At 69.2% G+C, this 16,418-nt stretch carries 15 protein-coding genes; 8 read left to right on the top strand and 7 right to left on the bottom strand.

The genetic code is table 11. The features are described 5' to 3' along the window. Positions 1-224 precede the first annotated feature (224 nt). The 3 genes from JWN21_RS10955 (at position 225) to JWN21_RS10965 (ending at position 967) form a co-directional block, all read left to right on the top strand. Complete coding sequence (locus tag JWN21_RS10955) at positions 225-431, top strand: cold-shock protein (RefSeq protein ID WP_299649749.1); 207 nt, start codon at positions 225-227, stop codon at positions 429-431. A gap of 178 nt (positions 432-609) precedes the next feature. After that, complete coding sequence (locus tag JWN21_RS10960) at positions 610-828, top strand: hypothetical protein (protein ID WP_299649752.1); 219 nt, start codon at positions 610-612, stop codon at positions 826-828. 13 nt (positions 829-841) lie between these two features. Next, positions 842-967: a hypothetical protein gene (locus tag JWN21_RS10965; RefSeq protein WP_299649755.1), complete on the top strand. Its 126-nt coding sequence runs from the start codon at positions 842-844 to the stop codon at positions 965-967. A 17-nt stretch (positions 968-984) separates the two neighbouring features. On the opposite strand, the gene JWN21_RS10970 is transcribed toward JWN21_RS10965, so the two are convergent. Then, positions 985-1,983, bottom strand: a complete 999-nt coding sequence (locus JWN21_RS10970) for a ligase-associated DNA damage response exonuclease (protein ID WP_299649758.1) — start codon at positions 1,981-1,983, stop codon at positions 985-987. A 99-nt stretch (positions 1,984-2,082) separates the two neighbouring features. Between JWN21_RS10970 and JWN21_RS10975 the strand changes: the two genes are divergently transcribed. Beyond that, positions 2,083-2,286 (top strand): hypothetical protein, encoded by a 204-nt coding sequence (locus JWN21_RS10975; protein ID WP_299649761.1) that lies wholly within the window; start codon positions 2,083-2,085, stop codon positions 2,284-2,286. Here the strand turns inward: JWN21_RS10975 and JWN21_RS10980 are convergent. Continuing rightward, the gene (locus JWN21_RS10980) at positions 2,283-6,974 is read right to left on the bottom strand and encodes a DUF3320 domain-containing protein (RefSeq protein WP_299649764.1); all 4,692 of its coding nucleotides are present in this window, start codon (positions 6,972-6,974) and stop codon (positions 2,283-2,285) included. The genes JWN21_RS10975 and JWN21_RS10980 overlap by 4 nt on opposite strands. Positions 6,975-7,053: 79 nt before the next feature. On the opposite strand from JWN21_RS10980, the gene JWN21_RS10985 reads away from it, so the two are divergent. Together JWN21_RS10985 and JWN21_RS10990 are read left to right on the top strand one after the other, a co-directional pair. Continuing rightward, positions 7,054-9,459, top strand: a complete 2,406-nt coding sequence (locus JWN21_RS10985; protein WP_299649767.1) for a ligase-associated DNA damage response DEXH box helicase — start codon at positions 7,054-7,056, stop codon at positions 9,457-9,459. Between the two features lie 95 nt (positions 9,460-9,554). Continuing rightward, positions 9,555-10,943 (top strand): M20/M25/M40 family metallo-hydrolase, encoded by a 1,389-nt coding sequence (locus JWN21_RS10990; RefSeq protein WP_299649792.1) that lies wholly within the window; start codon positions 9,555-9,557, stop codon positions 10,941-10,943. Between the two features lie 31 nt (positions 10,944-10,974). Here the strand turns inward: JWN21_RS10990 and JWN21_RS10995 are convergent, their stop codons facing one another. Then, positions 10,975-11,385 carry a hypothetical protein gene (locus tag JWN21_RS10995; RefSeq protein WP_299649770.1) on the bottom strand — a complete coding sequence of 137 codons (411 nt, stop codon included), beginning with the start codon at positions 11,383-11,385 and terminating at the stop codon, positions 10,975-10,977. 108 nt (positions 11,386-11,493) lie between these two features. On the opposite strand from JWN21_RS10995, the gene pdeM reads away from it, so the two are divergent. Then, the gene (gene pdeM / locus JWN21_RS11000; protein WP_299649774.1) at positions 11,494-12,156 is read left to right on the top strand and encodes a ligase-associated DNA damage response endonuclease PdeM; all 663 of its coding nucleotides are present in this window, start codon (positions 11,494-11,496) and stop codon (positions 12,154-12,156) included. 22 nt (positions 12,157-12,178) lie between these two features. On the opposite strand, the gene msrA is transcribed toward pdeM, so the two are convergent. The 4 genes from msrA to pabB all read right to left on the bottom strand — a co-directional run bounded on the left by msrA (position 12,179) and on the right by pabB (position 16,190). Further along, positions 12,179-12,838, bottom strand: a complete 660-nt coding sequence (gene msrA, locus JWN21_RS11005; protein ID WP_299649777.1) for a peptide-methionine (S)-S-oxide reductase MsrA — start codon at positions 12,836-12,838, stop codon at positions 12,179-12,181. Next, positions 12,838-12,966, bottom strand: a complete 129-nt coding sequence (locus tag JWN21_RS11010; RefSeq protein WP_299649780.1) for a hypothetical protein — start codon at positions 12,964-12,966, stop codon at positions 12,838-12,840. Before JWN21_RS11010 ends, msrA begins: the two co-directional genes overlap by 1 nt. 157 nt (positions 12,967-13,123) lie before the next feature. Further along, positions 13,124-14,323, bottom strand: coding sequence for a pyridoxal phosphate-dependent aminotransferase (locus JWN21_RS11015; RefSeq protein ID WP_299649783.1), 1,200 nt, complete (start codon positions 14,321-14,323; stop codon positions 13,124-13,126). Positions 14,324-14,351: 28 nt separating this feature from the next. Further along, positions 14,352-16,190: an aminodeoxychorismate synthase component I gene (gene pabB, locus JWN21_RS11020; protein WP_299649786.1), complete on the bottom strand. Its 1,839-nt coding sequence runs from the start codon at positions 16,188-16,190 to the stop codon at positions 14,352-14,354. On the opposite strand from pabB, the gene JWN21_RS11025 reads away from it, so the two are divergent. Further along, positions 16,189-16,418, top strand: a 230-nt coding sequence (locus JWN21_RS11025; RefSeq protein WP_299649789.1) for an MBL fold metallo-hydrolase, incomplete at its 3' end; no start/stop codon positions are given. The genes pabB and JWN21_RS11025 overlap by 2 nt on opposite strands.

Genomic DNA, 16,418 nt, shown 5'->3' on the forward strand with positions numbered 1-16,418 from the left:
CCAACGAACGCTCACCTGCCTTGATGGCCTTCCCTTTCCTTTTCCCCGTCAATCGGCTACACGGTCCCTGCTGACGTCGCATGCGACGGATATTCGCGCGCGAAAGCGTGCCCTGTCCCTTTCTAGCTTCACCGAAGCCGGGATGCGCCACCGTGGCGTATGCCCGTCACTTACGGCCTCCACGACACCTGTCGCGGCGGCCACATGGGACAAGGAACCCCATCATGATCACCGGCACCGTAAAATTCTTCAACCCCGACAAGGGCTTCGGTTTCATCGAGCCAGAGGGCGGCGGGGGCGACGCGTTCGTGCACATCTCGGCCGTCGAGCGCGCCGGCATGCAGACGCTCGATAAGGACCAGCGCATCTCGTACGAGCTGGAAACCGATCGCCGCGGCAAGACGTCGGCCGTGAACCTTCAGGCGGCCTAAAGCCGCCTAAAGGTCCGCACGCGCCTGGCGAAGCTAGAAGCGAGACGGACAAGGCCGGCCGGCGGGTTGCGTAAGCAAGCCCGTCCGACGTCACGGGATTTATTCCCGTGACGGCCCGCTCACCGGGCGGGTACCTTTAGGGGTACTCGCCCGGTCAGGCGGTTAAGGGGAACACACAATGTCCAGAGCGATCAACATCGACGCGCCAAAAGAGCACGTCGTCGCTACCTGCGCCCGGCGCAAGGTCGGCATCAGTGCGATCGAGTCGCTCAGATCCGGCGGCACGCGAGTCGTCACCAATAACGCCGACGAGACCGCGATCCTTGCCAAGGCCTATGGCAAAAAGGTAATCTCGGGCGAGGTCACCCGCACACCGACCCGCCTGATGCGCCAGTAACAGGAGAGCGACCATGGCCAAGAGCCAGAAGAAGTCGAACAAAGAGGTTCGTAAGCCAAAGGCCGAGAAACCGCCCAAGGCGAATGCGTCCAACCCCAGCGCCAAGGGCAAGCCGGTCGAGATCACGACCCTGAAATAGGGTGGCTGGAGACGAGCTTAGTCGTCCTCGTCCTCGAACCCCGACAGATGCAACGGCCGCGCCTTGATCTGCCGCGTCTCGCACCAATGCACCAGCGCATCGTCTCTGCCATGCGTCACCCACAACTCGCGCGGCCCAATCTCCAGAATCGTCTCGCAGAGCTCGTCCCAGTCCGCGTGATCGCTTAGGATCAGCGGCAGCTCGATGTTCTTCTGCCGCGCGCGCTGACGAATTCGCATCCAGCCGCTCGCCATCGCGGTGATCGGATCAGGCAGCCGCCGCGACCAGCGATCGTTGAGCGCGCCCGGCGGACACAGCACCACATGCCCCGCCACGTCCTTCTTTGCGGCACCGGTCGCGGGCAGCAGCTCGCCCAGCCGGACGCCATGCTCCTGATACAGGTCGCACAACCGCTGTAGGGCGCCGTGAATATAGATCGGCGCGTCGTGCCCGCGCGCGCGCAGCTCCGCGATCACCCGCTGCGCCTTGCCCAGCGCATACGCCCCCACCAGCACGCACCGCTCTGGGTTGGCGTGCAGCGCCGCCAGCAATTTGTCGATCTCGTCGCCAGGATCGGGGTGACGAAACACCGGCAGCCCGAACGTCGCCTCGGTCACGAATACATCGCACTTCACCGGCTCGAATGGCGCGCAGGTCGGGTCTGGCCGCCGCTTGTAGTCGCCCGAGACCACCACGCGCTCACCGCGAAAGTCGAGCACGATCTGCGCCGATCCCAGGCAATGGCCCGCAGGCACGAAGCCTACCTCCACCTCCCCCATGCGGATCGCCTCGCCATAGCCGACCGGCACCCCGTTCTGCTCGCCATAGCGCGCGCCCATGATCGCCAGGGTTTCGGGCGTTGCCCACACCGTTTCGTGGCCGCCACGCGCATGGTCAGCGTGCCCGTGCGTCACCAGCGCCCGCGCCGCCGGCTCAGAGGGGTCGACCCACGCATCCGCCGGCCGCACATAAATGCCGTGCGGATGCGGTTCCAACCAGTCGCCCAATCTGCTCATCTGCAACTATACGCACGACGCGCACGATCGCCTCCCTGGATCGAAACGCCGACCTGCGACGTTGGGCATGACGTTCGACAAAGAAGGGTACGGCACGCGATGGGCAGTTCGGCTTGGCAGATACTGACGATCGTCGGCCCGATCGTGCTGATCGTCGCGATTGCGTGGGCCGCGCTCCACAATCGCCAGAGCCGTGGCGGGGTCGAGCGGACCGAACATGCGACGCACGACCTCTACCAGGAACAGGATCGCGCCGACAAGGCAGGCGAGACCAAGCAGGACGACGGCCAGCCGAAAACCTAGATCAGCCCAGCGCCGATCCGCGCCGCGACCTCGGGCCCCACGCGGCGAAAACCCAGCAGCCGCGCGGCATTGCGCACCAGTTCGTCGTCGCTGCCGCCCGGATTGTCCTCGCGCGCGATCGCCAGCGCGGCGCGGATCTCCAGGATGGATAGCGTATCCGCCCTTGCGGTGGCGCCACTCTCGCCCGAGCGGTCGCGCACCGGCGGGTTGGCTTGCTGCGAGGCTGTGAACCAGAACAGCTCGTCGCACAGCAGATTCGAATCCAGGCTTGCCGCCGCCATCAACGCGGCGCGTGTGGCGACCACAATGCGGCTGCCCGCCCCCCTCCGGTTGAATGCCGTCGCCACGCGCCGAGCGATCTCGTCCAGCGCGATCGGTCCCTCGGCCGCGACGATCTCGCGGACCAGCGGCACCAGCACCGCCAGCGGCGCCTCGTGCGGCTCGCCGTACCGAGCGGCGGGGTGAGCGCGGACATAGGCCGGCATCGTCCGCGCGCCCGGCTCGGCCAGCTCGGGTGCTGGCGGCGGCGCAACCGCCACGACGGGAGCTAGGTCGCGGTCATTGGCGCCCGTCGGCGGCACCGGCGTCTCGGCCGCCGCACGCGCCGCTGTCAGCGCCGTGCGCAGCCGGTCCACCTCCGCGCGCCGGTTGGCGAACCAGTCGGTCGACCAGATGCGGTGAAAGCGCCAGCCCAGATGCTCCAGCACGTCCTGCCGCAACCGGTCGCGTTCGCGTGCCCATAGCGCGCCGTGATAGGCGGCGCCGTCGCACTCCACCGCCAGCAGATACGCGCCGGGCCGGTCCGGGTGACGCACACCGATATCGATCCGGAACCCGGCCGACCCGACCTGCGGATCGGCAAGATAGCCCAGGCTCGCGATCACCGCCGCGACGTCTTCCTCGAACGCGGAGTCGGCGGCCCCTCCCGTCGCGGCCGGCTGTGCTACCTGCCCTGTCTTGGCATAGTCCAGGAAGCGCTTGAGCACGCGCGGCCCGTCACGCGTCGCCCGGCTGACATCCAGGTCGGCCGGATCGAACGAGGCGAACACCTCGCAGCGCAGACGGGCGCGGGTGAACAGCACGTTCAGCCGCCGTTCTCCACCATCGCCATTGACCGGGCCGAAGCTCGCGCCCGCCATCCTCCCGCCCGGTTGGGTCGGGCCATAGCCGACCGAGATCAGGATAACGTCGCGCTCGTCGCCCTGCACATTCTCGATATTCTTGACGAAGACATCCTCCGCCCGTCCCTCGCGCAGCAGCGCGTCCAGCACCGGGTCGGTGCGCCGCGCCAATTCCAGCAGCTCGGCAATCGTGTTCTTCTGAGAGTGGCTGAAGGTGACGATGCCCAACGACAGATCGGGTGTGGCGCGCGCATGCTGGGCGACGCGCGCGACCACCGCCTCTCCCTCCAGCCGGTTGTCGCGCCGCCCGCCCTTGTCATACGCGCCAGCGACCTTCGTAAACACCAGGCCGTAGGTCGGGTCCTTCTCAAGCGGCGACGGCGGCAGCACCAGCTCGTCCTTGTAGAACTCGGCGTTGGACACGCGCATCAGCGACGGGTCGCGCGACCGGTAGTGCCATTGCAGCATCCGCGACGGCAGCCCGCGCGCTTCGCACAGCGTCAGGATGCTCTCCATTTCCCCCAAAGCCGCCGCACCGCCCAGCAGGTCGCCGCCCGCTGAGTCCTCCTCCGCGTCCTCACTGTCACCATCCGCGAGCAGCCGGTCGAAGAAGGACGAAGGCGGCAGCTGCTTCTGGTCGCCCACCACCACGATCTGCCGCGCCCGCGCGATCGCGCCCAGCGCATCCTCGGGCCGAACCTGGCTCGCCTCGTCGATCACCAGCAGGTCGAACGAGAGCAACCCCGGCGTCAGATATTGCGCGACGGAGATCGGGCTCATCAGCAGCACCGGCTTGATCCGCTGGATCGCCTGCGGCGCCTCGCGGAACAGGCGTCGCAACGCCTTGTGCCGCGTCCTCTTGCCGAACTCGCTGCGCAGCACGCCCATCTCGCCCTGCGAACCACGCGGCAGCTGCGCGAGGTGTCCCGCCAGGATGGTACGCACATTGTCCTTCAGCCGCCGCCGCTCCAGCGTGCCGAACTGGGCCGCGAGCGCGTGCCGATCGACGCTTGCCAGCGATGCAAGCAGCGGGGTTGCGCGGGCCGCCTGTTCCCACAACAGCTCCGCGCGGGCGAACCGCAGCTCGTCCGCGGCCGCCTGCGCCGTCATCGCCCCGGTTGCGACCCTCACCGCAAGCGTCGCCAGTCCCACCGCCTCCAGCCGTGATCGCGCCCCGCACAGCGCCACCCACTCGCCGTATCGATCGACCCCGTTCGCCATCGCGTCCGCCACGTCCGCAATCGCGGCTAGGTCCACCACTGCCGCCTCGCCACCCAGCCGCGAAGACGCCAGGCGGAGTTGCGCCACCACCGCATCGATCGTCGCGATCCCAGGCGCCGCCGCCGCGAGGTCGGCGCGAAACCGCGCCAACTCCGCCGGATCGGCTGCCATCGCCACCAGCCGCTCGCCCTTGACCGCCAGCGACGAGCCCCGCGCATGGTCGCACCACCCCGCGACGGCAGCGGCCCGCGCAAAGTCCGTCAGCTCGCCTCGCCATGCTTCACCCAGCGCGCCGGCCAGGAAAGCCTCATCATCGGCCCAGCCGCGCCGCCGGGCCGCGACCTCGCCCAGTTGATCGACCAACGCCAGCCGCTCGGCCGCCGGCCTGGGCAGCGGGTCGCGCAGCCACCCCGCCAGCCTCTGCGACGCGCCGCGATAGGCCCCTCCCCAACGCGCCCACCATGATGCCGCCCCCACCGCCAGCGGCCCGCGCAGATCGGCGGCGTCGCCTGCGAATGCGGCTTCGACGAACGCCGGCTCGGCCGCGTCCCGCAAGTCTCGCCAGCTGCGCGCAGCGGCCAGCGCCGCCGCCAGCCGCGCCGGGTCCGAGCATTCGACCAACCTCCGCGCCAGCGACACGTCGCCCGCCGCCAGTCCGTCTAGCCGGCCCAGCAACTCGCCAACCGGCACCACCCGTTCGATGGCTCGAACCTCCACACGCCCCGCCGCCGTCATCGGCGCATCCAGCGCCGCGCGCAGCAGCTCGGCCGCCGTCTTCGCCCGCGCCAGCTCGCCCGCCAGTCGCGCCAAGGCCACCGGCTGGATGTCCAGCGCGCCCACGCCCGCGAAAGGGTGCCGCTCGGGCGCACCCGCCTGCGTCACCAGCGCGGCGTAGTCGGCAAGTAGCAGCACCGCCCCTGCCTCGTCGGCGCGCGTCATCGCCATCAGTCCCGCCACGTCCAGCGTCGGCGGCGGCACGCCGGCACCGATGAACCGCGCCTGCGTCCCCAGCACGGCATAGGCGGTCTCGCCCGTGCCACCGATCGGCGCATGCAGCGCATCGGCGACCTCGTTCAGCCGGTCGCGCACGCCTCGCAGCGCATCGGGCGCGTCCGGCATCGCCGGCACCGCAGCAGCCGCCGCCAGCGTGCGCTTCAGCTCTTCCAGCACCAGCCTCTTGCTGGCGGTGCGCGAATGCAGCTCCAGCGCCACGTCGCCGAGCCCGACCTTGACCAGCCGGTCGTGCACCACCGACAGCGCCGCCATCTTCTCCGCCACGAACAGCACCGTTCGCCCCTCGCGCACGGCGGCGGCGATGATGTTGGTGATGGTCTGGCTCTTGCCGGTGCCGGGCGGCCCCTGCACCACCAGATTGCGCCCGGTGCGCGCCTCCTCGATCACCTTTGCCTGGCTGGCGTCCGCGTCGACGACATGGTGCAGCTTGTCGGGTGGCAGCACCACGTCCAGCCGGTCGCCGGACCCGAACAGCGGCGCGTCCTCGCCGAAGCGTTCGTACAACAGCCCGCGCGTCAGCCCGTGCGCCTCCAGCTCGGCGGCCGGCCAGGCGTCCAGCGCCAGGTCGCGGAACATCAGCAGTTTGGAGAATGAAAAGAACCCCAGCTGGATCGCATCCCGGTCGACCCGCCAGCGCAGCCGCCCGGCGACGATCGCCTCGACCGCATCGAAGTAAACTCCCGGCCGCCACCCCTCCACGGTCGCGTCGAGTTCCGGCAACCGCAGCCCGAAGTCGTCGAGCCAGCGCTGCTGCAGCGGCAGATTGGTGATCGCGTCCTCATCGCGCAGCCGGATGTCATAGGTCGACGTCCGCTCGTTGCGCTTCAGCTCGACCGGCAGCAGCACCAGCGGCGCCTCGCGCGCGACCTCCGACACGGCATCCTCGAACCAGGTGGCAAAGCCCAGTGCCAGGTACAGGATGTTGACCCCCTGCTCCTCCTCCGCCGTCTTCGCCTCGCGCGCGATCGCGAGCAATTTCTTGGCAAGCGCGTCCGGTCCCAACCGCGTTTCCAGCCGGTTGTCGGTGTAGCGGTCCTCGCCGATGGTCACATCGTCTTCGGCGGCCAGCATCACCTCGCCCGCCGCGCGCCGATCCTGCCCCAGCGCATGGAAGCGCATCGTCTTCCCGCCGCACAGCAACCGATACACCTCGTCCGATCGCTCGTTGACGATGTTGACAACATTGCCGCGCGTATTGGCACGATTGACATGCACCAGCCGGTTGCGCGTTCCCGTCTCCACCAGCCGCTTGCGCGTATCGTCGAACAGCCGCTGGATCGCCGCGCGCGGCGGTTCGGCGGCGGGTGGCGGGGCGTGGCTGGTGTCGGTCATGGCTGTGGGATGATGACGCAGGTGCGTGACCTTGCCCAGCCCTCTCCCCGCACGAAGGCCGAGCCCCTACATCCAACCCTTGCCTGATCTCCCCGCCCCATTGATCGCATGGTTCGCCACCCGCGGCTGGACTCCGCGCCGGCACCAGCTCGACATGCTCGACCGCGCCCGCGCCGGTCGTCACGCGCTGCTCGTCGCCACCACCGGCGCAGGCAAGACGCTGTCCGGCTTCCTCCCCACGCTAGCCGAGCTGATCGAGCATCCGTCCGAAGGGCTCCACACGCTCTACGTCTCGCCACTGAAGGCCTTGGCGATCGACATCCAGCGCAACCTGATGACTCCGGTCGAACAGATGGACCTCCCCATCCGGGTCGAGGCGCGCACCGGCGATACCCCGTCGGACCGCAAGGCGCGCCAGCGGCTGAAGCCGCCCCACATCCTGCTGACCACACCCGAATCGCTTAGCCTCCTGCTCAGCTATCCCGACAGCGCGCTGATCTTCGCCAATCTGCGCTGCATAGTGATCGACGAGGTGCACGCCTTTGCCACCGGCAAGCGCGGCGACCTGCTGTCGCTGTGCATGGCGCGCCTGCAAAAGATCTCGCCAAGCCTCCGCCGCGTCGCACTCAGCGCTACCGTGGCCGACCCGGGCGGCTACCGCGCCTGGCTCGCACCCGATGGCGACATCGACGCGGTCGACCTGGTGATCGGCGAGCCCGGCGCGGACCCGAACATCGCCATCCTGCTCCCCAATGGCCGCGTGCCGTGGATGGGCCATTCGGGCCGCTACGCCGCCGAACAGGTCATGGCGGAAATCGAGCTGCACAAGACCTCGATCGTCTTCTGCAACACCCGCAGCCTCGCCGAGCTGATCTTTCAGGACCTATGGAAGGTGAACACCCTTAGCCTCCCGATCGGCGTCCACCACGGCAGCCTCGCCCGCGAAGCCCGCCGCAAGGTCGAGCAGGCGATGGCCGACGGCCGCCTGCGCGCGCTCGTCGCCACCGCGTCGCTCGATCTCGGCGTCGACTGGGGTGACGTCGACTGCGTCATACAAATGGGGGCGCCAAAGGGCTCGTCGCGCCTGCTCCAGCGCATCGGCCGCGCCAATCACCGGCTCGACGAGGCGTCCGAGGCGATCGTCGTGCCGGGCAACCGTTTCGAGTATCTGGAAGCGCGCGCCGCACTCGACGCGGTGGAGGCGGGCGAGCTCGACCCCGACATCTTTCGCCCCGGCGCGCTCGACGTGCTCGCCCAGCACGTCATGGCGTGCGCGTGCGCCGCGCCGTTTCGCCGCGACGACATGCTCGACGAGGTCCGGTCGGCGCTGCCCTATTCGGCGCTCACCGGCGAGCTGTTCGACCGCGTGCTGAACTTCATCCGCGACGGCGGCTACTCGCTCAGGGCCTATGACCGCTTCAAGCGCCTGACCGAGGAGGACGGGTTCTGGCGCATCAGCCACCCCAGATTCATCACGCAGCACCGCCTCAACGCCGGCATCATCGTCGAGGCGACGATGCTCACCGTCCGCTTCAAGAACGGCCGCACGCTGGGCCGGGTGGAGGAGGCGTTCGCCGCCACGCTGACGCCGGGCGACACCTTCTTCTTCGCCGGTATTTCGTGCGAGGTCGAGCGCATGGACACCGAGGATCTGGTCGTCCGTGCCTCCTCGCGGCCGGCGCGCATCCCCACCTATGGCGGCGCGCGCATGCCGCTCTCCACCAGCCTCGCCGACCGGGTGCGCGCCTTTCTCGCCACGCCTGGCGAATGGCCCCGCTTCCCCGCCGATGTCCGCGAGTGGCTGGAAATCCAGCTCAAACGCTCGGTGCTCCCCGAACCCGGTCAGCTGCTGGTCGAGACATTCCCGCGCGAAGGCCGCCACTACATGGTCGCCTACGGGTTCGAGGGGTGGAACGCGCACCAATCGCTCGGCATGCTGCTCACGCGCCGCATGGACGCCGCCGGCCTCAAGCCGCTCGGCTTCGTCGCCAACGACTATGCCATCGCCACCTACGGGATCGAGCCGGTCACCGACCCCGCGTCGCTCTTCTCCGCCGACATCCTCGAGCACGAGTTCGTCGACTGGGTCGAACGCTCGCACCTGCTCAAACGTGCTTTCCGCGAGGTCGCGGTGATCGGTGGTCTGGTCGAGCGCCAGCACCCCGGCAAGCGCAAGACCGGCCGGCAGGTCACCTTCTCCACAGATCTGATTTATGACGTGCTACGCAAATACGAACCCGGCCACCTGCTGCTCCAGGCCGCCTGGGCAGACGCGCGCGCGCGGATGACCGATGTCGGCCGGCTGGCAAACCTGCTCGATCGCGCCGCCGAGACGATGATCCACGTCGACCTGCCCCGCGTCACACCGCTGGCCGTGCCGGTGCTTACCCTGATCGGTCGCGAGCGCGTCGCGACCGCAGGCGGGGAGGACGCCTTGCTGATCGAGGCCGAAGCGCTCGCGGCAGAGGCGATGCGGGTGGATTGAGGGGCTCGGCAGCCAGTCGATCCATCCGACATCGATGTTGCACGCCGGCCACTAACCCGCTCTACCCTGACCAGCGAACAAGGGGAAAGCCGATGATGTGGGTACGTATCGCAGCCGCCGCGCTCGTGGTGGCGAGCCCCGCGACGGCGCAGACCCGGCCCGATCAGCAGGCGTTCTTCGGCCTCTACAAGCAGCTCGTCGAGACCGACACGACCCTGTCCAAAGGCAGCTGCACACAGGCCGCCGCACAGATTGGCGCCCGGCTGAAAGCGGCGGGTTTCGCCGACGCGGACCTCACCTATTTCTCCGTTCCCGAACACCCGCGTGAGGGCGGTCTGGTCGCACAATTGCCCGGCACCGACGCCCGCCTGAAACCGATGCTGCTGCTCGGTCATCTCGACGTGGTCGAGGCCAAGCGCGAGGATTGGCAGCGCGATCCGTTCACGCTGGTCGAGGAGGGCGGCTATTACTACGCGCGCGGCTCGGCGGACATGAAGGCGATGGTGGCGATCTGGGCCGACACGCTGATCCGTTTTCGCCAGACAGGCTACAAGCCCAAACGCACGATCAAGATGGCGCTGACCTGCGGTGAAGAAACGACGTTCGCCTGGAACGGCGCGGAGTGGCTGGCGAAGAACAAGCCCGACCTCGTCGCCGCCGAGTTCGTGCTGAACGAAGGCGGCGGCGGCCGCCTCGACGAACGCGGCAACAAGCAGGTGCTCGCCGTCCAGGTGGGCGAAAAGGCCGCCCAGAACTATACCTTCACGGCCACCAACCCCGGCGGCCACAGCTCGCAGCCCCTCCCCGTCAACGCGATCTACCAGCTCGCCGATGCGCTGAAGGCGGTGCAGGCCCATTCCTTCCCCGTCACCTTCACCGACACGACGCGCGCCTTCTTCACTGCCAGCGCTAGGGCGACCGGCGGCGAGACAGGCGCGGCGATCACCCGGCTGCTCGCCGATCCGCGCGACGCAGGGGCGGATGCGATCGTCAGCCGCGACAAGGCGTTCCATTCGACGCTGCGCACTACCTGTGTGGCAACGGTGCTCAATGCGGGCCATGCCGAGAACGCGCTGCCGCAGCGCGCCACCGCCAACGTCAATTGCCGCATCTTTCCCGGCGAGAGCGTCGACGGCACGCTGGCCAAGCTGAAGGAGCTCGCCGGCCCCGCCGTGACCGTGACCGCCAACCAGCCCGTCCGCCCGACCGCGATCCCGCCGAAACTGGACCCCAGGATCATCGGCCCGATCACCACCGTCGCCGCGAAGCATTTCCCCGGCATCCCCATCCTGCCGCTGATGTCGACCGGGGCCACCGACGGGATCTTCCTTCAGGCGATCGGCATCCCCGTCTACGGCGTGCCGGGAATGTTCGGTGACCGTGACGGCAACGGCGCGCATGGCCTGAACGAACGCGTTCGCGTGCGATCGGTCTATGAGGGCCGCGACTACCTCTACGACCTGGTCAAGGCGTACGCGGGGTGAACCGCCCTCTCCCGCCTATGCGGGAGCGGGATTAGCGCCGCCGCGTCGCCGTTGGGCTTGGCGTAGGCCGCGGCGTCGGCGTCGCCCTTGGCGCCGTCCCGGCCAGCGCCGCGCCGACCGCCTGCATCGCCTCGCCCGACCGCTGCAGCTCGCCGCCGCAGCGTTGCAGCTCCGCCTTCACCTGCGGTCCCGCGATCGCCGCGGCCTCCGTCATCGCCGCACGCAAGTCGATACGAGGGTTACGGCCGAGCAGTTTGCCGTAGAAGAACAGCGCGCCCATCTGCGACGCGCGCTGCACGTCCGGCTTGGGATCGTTGGCGAGCAGCCCGAACGCCGCCAGGCAGCGCGCATCGCCGCGCTCAGGACTGACCGGCGCGGCCATGGGTGCGGGTACGGGCGTCGCGGTCGCTTGAGCGAGCATCAGCAGGGTGGCGGCGATCATGAACAGGTCCTCGTTACGGGTACGTGCCTGCTCATGCCCCAGCGCCCGTCACTCGCCAAGTCCCGCCACCTCTTGCATCCCGCGACTCGCGACGGCTAAGGGCCGGCAATGGTTCCCTTTTCGTTCGGAGGTCACGCGCTGTTCGCGCTCGGGCAGGGGGCGGTCTTCTGGCCCGCGCGCCGCGCACTGCTCGTCGCCGACCTGCACCTCGAAAAGGCGAGCTGGTTCGCGCTCAAGGGCCAGATGCTGCCGCCGTACGACAGCATGGCGACGCTCGCCGATCTGGAGGCGCTGGTCGCCGCGACCGGCGCGACCGAGATCTGGTGCCTGGGCGACAGCTTTCACGATGGCGACGGGTGCAACCGCCTGCCCGCCGCCGCGCGCGACACGCTCTGCGGGCTGACCTCGCGCACGCGCTGGACCTGGATCACGGGAAATCACGATCCCGTCATCGCCGACCGCTGCGGCGGCGAGCTGACGGACGAGGTATTTGTCGACGGCTTGATGCTCCGCCACGAAGCCGCACCCGACGAGCTGCGCGCGGAACTATCGGGCCACTTCCACCCCAAGCTGCGCCTGACCGTGCGCGGGCGGCAGGTCGCACGCCGCTGCTTCGTCGCCACCCCCACCAAACTGATCCTGCCCGCCTTCGGCTCGCTCACCGGCGGCCTCGACGCGGGCCACCCGGCGATCGTCCGCGCCGTGGGCCGCGCGGCGGAAGCGCTGATCCCGGTCGAGAACCGGATGCTGCGGTTCTCATTGGCGGCGTAATCCTCCACGCCGGATGAGTTGATTACCGCGCGAGCGCCGGAAACCCCGCCCTGAACCCCGCCACCTTGGGTTCATCCCAGCGCACGATGTAGGGATGCCCCGGATTACGGCGCGCGAAATCCTGGTGATACGTCTCGGCCGGGTAGAAGGTGCCCACCTCGATCCGCGTGACGATCGGGCGCGGCCACGCCTTCGCGGCACCCAACTGGGCAATATACGCGCGCGTCACCGCCGCCTGCTGCGGGTTCTGCGGGAAAACCGCGGAGCGATAGCTCGTTCCCGTGTCCGGCCCCTGCCGGTTCAGCTGCGTGGGATCGTGGGCGATCGAGAAGAACACGCGCAGCAACGTCGCATAGCTGACCTGGCGCGGATCATAGCGGACGCGCACGGCCTCGGCATGGCCGGTGGCCTCGCTCGTAACCTGCTCGTAGGTCGCCGTGGCGGCCTTGCCGCCGGCATAGCCCGACTGCACGTCGCGCACGCCCTTGATCTGTTCGAATACCGCCTCCAAGCCCCAGAAACATCCGCCGGCGAACACCGCCGTCTGCAGGCCCGGCGCGGGCGGCACGTCGACTTTCGCGGCCGGGATCGCCACCGCGCGCTCGGCGGCGGCCGGACCGGAGAACAAGGTGAGTCCCAGCAACGCCGCGCCGGCGGCAGCCAACGGCAGCGCCGCCTTCATTACCGCGCGACGTGCGTTGGCGCGGATTGGCGCGGCGTCTCGGCATGCGCCGCCGCCAGACCGATCGCGCCGAGCGCGAAACCGGCGACGAACTGCCACACGAAACTGGACTTGATCAGGTTGGCCATGATTCTTCTCGATTGTTGCGCCGGCAGCTACGGCCGCCGCCGCCATTAGGTTGCATCGCATGTCGGATCGGGTCCGCAGTGCGACAAGGCCAACGTCTAGTTTGCCGGCCCTTAACGAAGCTTGCCCGCCTCGTTCATCGCCAAGTCGGGTTGGCGTCTAACGCAGCGCCGCGCAGGCGGTCTGGATGCGCTCGCATGCTTCCCTCAGCAGCTCTTCCGAGGTGGCGTAGGAGATGCGCATCGCCGGTGACAGGCCGAACGCGGCACCCTGCACCGCCGCCACCCGCGCGTCGTCGAGCAGATAGGTGACGAACGCCTCGTCGCTGTCGATCACCTGTCCGGCGGGCGTCGCCTTGCCGATCAGCCCGGCGATCGACGGATAGACGTAAAAGGCGCCGTCGGGTCGAGGACATTCGATGCCGGTCGCCTGGTTGAGCATCGACACCACCAGGTCGCGCCGCGACTGGAACGCACGCGCGCGCTCGGTCAGGAAGTCCTGCGGCCCGGTCAGCGCCGCCACCGACGCCGCCTGCGCGATCGAACACGGGTTGCTGGTCGATTGCGACTGCAGCTTGGCCATCGCCTTGATCAGCCACGTCGCTCCGCCCGCGAACCCGATCCGCCAGCCCGTCATCGAATAGGCCTTGGAGCAGCCATTGACCGTCAGGGTCCGCTCGTACAGCTCGGGACACACCTGTGCGATCGTCGCGAAGTCGAACCCATCATAGGTGATGTGCTCGTACATATCGTCGGCGAACACCCACACGTGCGGGTGCCGCAGCAGCACCGCGCCGAGCGCGCGCAGCTCGTCCGCCGTGTACCCCGCACCGGTCGGGTTCGACGGCGAGTTGAGGATCACCCACTTCGTGCGCGGCGTGATCGCGGCGTCCAGTGCTTCCGGCGACAGCTTGTAGCCCTGCGCCGCGCCGGCGGCGACCACGACCGGCGTACCGCCCGCGAACTGCACCACATCGGGGTAGCTCACCCAATAGGGCGCGGGGATCACCACCTCGTCGCCCGGGCCGACGGTGGCGACGATCGCGTTGAACAGCGTGTGCTTGCCGCCGACGTTCACGCTCACCTGATCGGTGGCATAGGTCAGGCCATTGTCGCGGGCGAACTTGGCGACCACCGCCGCCTTCAGCTCGGGAGTGCCGTCGACGTTGGTATAGCGCGTCTTGCCGTCGCGGATCGCCTGGATGCCCGCCTCGCGGATGTGCTCGGGGGTGTCGAAGTCGGGTTCGCCCGCGCCCAGCCCGATCACGTCGATACCGGCGCGCTGCAGCGCCATGACGCGACTTGTCACCGCTAGCGTCGGCGAGGGGCTGATGCGGTTGAGCGCGGCGGAGGGCTGCATCAGGGGCCTTTCGGGATAACGCCCGGCCCTATAGCGGCGTGGCCGATCCGTTCGCAACCGCAACAATCGCCGGGACCAGCCCGCGAACCGCGTTGCCGACGAAGAACCTCCCCGTAAGATCGGCGCGCGTCAGCTCGCCCTCGACCGCGCGGCCGCTGTCGATCAGCTCGGCCCGCAGCACGCCGGGCAACAACCCGCGCGCCAGCGGCGGCGTCACCAGCATGCCCGCACGTTCGACGAACACATTGGTGAAGCTGCCCTCGGTCAGGAAACCGGCCGCATCCTCGAACACCACCTCTGCGGTCCCGGTCAGCCTGCGCCCGGCGTCATAGAAGGCGCGGTCGCTGGTCTTGTGCCGCAACCGCCAGTCGGTACTCGCGACCGGCAGCGGCACCACCGCCACCGTCAACGGCTCGATAGCCGGCATCGGCCCGACCTCGATCGCGATCTTGCCCGTCTCGGCCAACAACAGCCGCAGCCGGCACGGCGTCCGCAGTCGGAAGGTCGCCGCCTGCAACTCGTTGCGCGCCGCATGCCGATCGAAGCGAAAGCCCAGCGCCTCAGCACTCGCCCCCAGCCGCGCGAAATGCCGGTCGAGCAGCGCGATGCCGTCGTGTGGATCGAACGCCATCGTCTCGATCAGGTCGACGCGGCGCTGGCCGGCGGTCAGGAACGCGCCCTTCGCCAGCGCCTCATCCCACTCGTCGTCGGGGCGCGAGTCCGCGACGATGCCGCCGCCCAGGCCCATCGTCGTCACACCGCTCCCCACGGTCAGCGTCCGGATCGCGACGTTGAACTGCGCGGATCCATCGGCGTCGATCCGGCCGATCGTTCCGGTATAAAGGCCGCGCGGCGTCGCCTCGATCTCGTTCAGCGCCTCCATGGCGCGCAGCTTGGGCGCGCCGGTGATCGATCCGCACGGGAACGCCGCCGCCAGCACATCGACCGCATCGCGCCCACCCGCCAGCCTCGCGGTGACGCTCGACGTCATCTGCAACACCGTGGGATAGCGCTCGACCTCGAACAGCGCCGGCACCGCGACGCTGCCGGGCTCCCCGACGCGCGACAGATCGTTGCGGATCAGGTCGACGATCATCAGGTTTTCCGCGCGGGTCTTGGCATCCGCCGCCAGCCCGCGCGCCGCCGCGTCGTCCGCGGCCGGCGTCGCCCCACGCCGCCCCGTCCCCTTCATCGGCCGGCAGGTGATCGTGCGCTCCTCAAGCGCGAAGAACAGCTCCGGGGAGAATGACAGCAACAGCTGCTCCCCCGTCCACACGATCGCACCCCACCCCGCCGCCGCACGCCCTCGCACGGCCGCGTACAGCGCCAACGGATCGCCCAGAAACCGCACCGCCGCCTGAAAGGTCAGGTTCGCCTGATACACGTCCCCGGCCGCGATCAGCTCCAACACGCGGGCGATGCGACGATCGTACTCGGCGCGCTCGATCAGCGGTGCCGGCGTCAGCACCCGCGCGCCCGCCGGATCGGGCAGCAGCGCCATCGGATCGACCTCCTGCCACCCGTCGAACAGCCCGAACCATGCCACCGGCGTCGCCGCCCCGGGTCGAGCGCCCACGCTCGGCTCGAACGCCGCCGTCGCCTCATAGGTCAGCAGCCCAGCGGCGCTCAGCCCCTGCCGCGAACCCGCGCGCGCGCGCTCCAGAACCCCGGCGACCTCGTTCGGCCCGGCCGCCGCGACCACCTCGACCGGCCCCCGGTACAACCGGCTCGCCGCCCCTCCCGCCCGCGCGTCGTCCAGCAGCACGAAGGGTTCGGACAGGTCCAGCACAGCGCCAAGCGTTGCACGCGCGGCGCGCGGGCGGCAAGCGTTGACGCCCCGCGGCGTGCGCGTCATCGCGATCCGCATGTCCAGCTCCCCGCCCACGCCTCCTTTGCGCGCCGCGATCATCCCCGTCACACCCCTGCAGCAGAACTGCACGCTGATCTGGTGCACCGCGACGATGAAGGCGGCGGTGGTCGATCCCGGCGGCGACATGGCCCGCATCCGCGACGCGGTCGCCAAGGCGGGCGTGACGGTGGAGAAGATCCTCCTCACCCACGGCCATATCGACCATGCCGGCGAAGCAAAGCCGCT

It is taken from the genome of Sphingomonas bacterium (assembly GCF_028292945.1).
Lineage (GTDB): Bacteria > Pseudomonadota > Alphaproteobacteria > Sphingomonadales > Sphingomonadaceae > Sphingomonas.